The 2,346-nt window shown below is 49.8% G+C and carries 1 protein-coding gene and 1 pseudogene; both read left to right on the top strand.

Features of this window, described 5'->3' with window-relative positions:
- The first annotated feature begins 134 nt into the window (after positions 1–134).
- Positions 135–920: a TatD family hydrolase gene (locus IQ270_RS29765; protein ID WP_193976698.1), complete on the top strand. Its 786-nt coding sequence runs from the start codon at positions 135–137 to the stop codon at positions 918–920.
- A gap of 590 nt (positions 921–1,510) precedes the next feature.
- Positions 1,511–2,346, top strand: a pseudogene (locus tag IQ270_RS29760) (DNA-directed RNA polymerase subunit beta); the annotation flags it as partial.

The following is a 2,346-nucleotide window of genomic DNA, read 5'->3' as shown; positions in this document are numbered from 1 at the left end:
GAAGAAGGAAGAGGGAAGAAGGGAGAAGGAAGAAAGAGAATTTTTCCTACTCTCCCACTCTCCCTATCCCCCACTCTCCCACGCTCCCGTCAACAACTCGGATGCTCTGGTATCAAATCTAATCTGCTTCCCCCATGCAGCTCATCGATACTCACGTTCATATCAACTTTGAGACTTACAAGTCTGAGTTAGAAGCCATTCGAGAACGCTGGCGCGAAGCTGGTGTAGTTCGGTTGGTTCATTCTTGTGTAGAGCCCGAAGAGTTCGCCGGAATTCAAGCAATTGCCAATCAGTTTGCAGAAGTCTCTTTTGCGGTTGGGCTCCATCCCCTAGATGCCGCCAAGTGGAAAGACGAAACTGCAAGCCAGATTAGGGAATTAGCTGGTTCTGACTCTAGGGTAGTGGCGATCGGCGAAACTGGACTGGACTTTTATAAAGCTGACGATCGCGAACACCAGTTTAAAGTGTTTGAGGCACAGCTTGAAATCGCCCGGGAACTTGACAAACCAGTCATTATCCACTGTCGCGACGCCGCCGCCCCAATGGCCCAAATGCTGCGGAACTTTTGGGAAACGCGCGGCCCGGTGCGCGGGGTGATGCACTGCTGGGGAGGTACACCAGAAGAAACCCAGTGGTTTTTAGACTTGGGTTTCTACATCAGTTTTAGCGGAACTGTCACCTTTAAAAAAGCCTTGCAAATACAAGAATCAGCTTGTATGGTAAATAGCGATCGCATCCTAGTTGAGACAGATTGCCCTTTTCTCGCCCCCGTACCCCAGCGGGGAAAACGCAACGAACCAGCTTACGTATACTACGTAGCCGAGCAAGTTGCTAAATTGAGAGGAGTTTCTCTCTTAACTTTGTCCCAACAGACAACCGAAAATGCCTGTCAGCTATTCGGCTTATCACTCGATCCTTAGCGCAAAAACGAGAAAAATCCGTAGTTTTAGAGGCAAAGGATAGAGATATCTCATCTACGCTCTTGCCGGAAAAACGGGATTCATTCTCGCTCTCAGATGCTTTTGACGTGGGGTGCGACGATCGAATTTGCGTCCTATAATTAAAAGAACCAGCCATCAATTGTTCGCTTGCTATCCGCGTCGCTGCACCGCCTTCCCGCAGCAGCCAAGAAACGGCCAGCAAGTTAGCCTTCGCTGACAAAAACTTCCAAACTTACAGAGTCAAAGTTACAGCTCGGAATAAACAGAACCAAATAAACTTGGAACCCAGCAATTTGGCAATAGCTTCCACGTCAATTTTAGGAGTCAAATGTGTAGGCAATTTAGCCCGAAACAGCAAAACATCGGATCTAAAAGTATCTCCATCAAACCAAAATCCGCACAAAACCACTGCGAGCAACCCGCACAAATAACCGTTGGAGCAGTCGGCTGGCGATCGAAAATATCATATATATTCTCTCACACAATCCATCAAAAAAAGACAGCAAAGTAAAAACGCCAAGCCTAGGCGCCATCTAAAAAGCTAAAGCCACTGCGGAAAAAGGAGACCCATGACGACTAAAGATTACACAGAATTCGCCTTCACCTTGCCCGACCTAATCGAAATCCAGCGGGCAAGTTTTCGCTGGTTCCTAGAAGCCGGACTGATCGAAGAACTCGATAGCTTTTCTCCGATCTCAGACTACACGGGCAAGCTAGAACTGCACTTCATGGGCAAAGACTTCAAACTCAAGCGCCCGAAATACGACGTAGACGAAGCCAAGCGCCGGGACAGCACCTACTCGGTGCAAATGTACGTACCCACCCGCCTGATCAACAAAGAAACCGGCGAAATCAAAGAACAAGAAGTATTCATCGGCGACTTACCGCTGATGACAGAACGCGGCACTTTCATCATCAACGGGGCCGAACGGGTAATCGTCAACCAAATTGTGCGATCGCCCGGCGTGTACTACAAATCGGAAACCGACAAAAACGGCCGCCGCACCTACAACGCCTCTCTCATCCCAAACCGGGGCGCGTGGCTGAAATTCGAGACCGACAAAAACGACTTAGTTTGGGTCAGAATCGACAAAACCCGCAAACTCAGCGCCCAAGTCCTCCTCAAAGCCCTAGGCTTGACCGACGGCGAAATCTACGACAGCCTGCGCCATCCCGAATACTTCCAAAAAACGATCGAAAAAGAAGGACAGTTCGGCGAAGAAGAAGCTTTGATGGAGCTCTACCGCAAACTGCGACCGGGCGAACCCCCCACCGTCGCGGGTGGCGAACAGCTCCTCAACTCGCGCTTTTTCGACCCCAAACGCTACGATTTGGGCAAAGTAGGGCGCTACAAACTCAACAAAAAACTGCGGTTGACAGTCCCCGACACCGTGCGGGTACTGAC

This window comes from Microcoleus sp. LEGE 07076 (genome assembly GCF_015207455.1).
In the GTDB taxonomy this organism is placed as follows: Bacteria; Cyanobacteriota; Cyanobacteriia; order Cyanobacteriales; family Microcoleaceae; genus Microcoleus.
The sequence above is the reverse complement of the archived record's forward strand: the minus strand, read 5'-3'. Positions and strand labels throughout refer to the sequence as shown.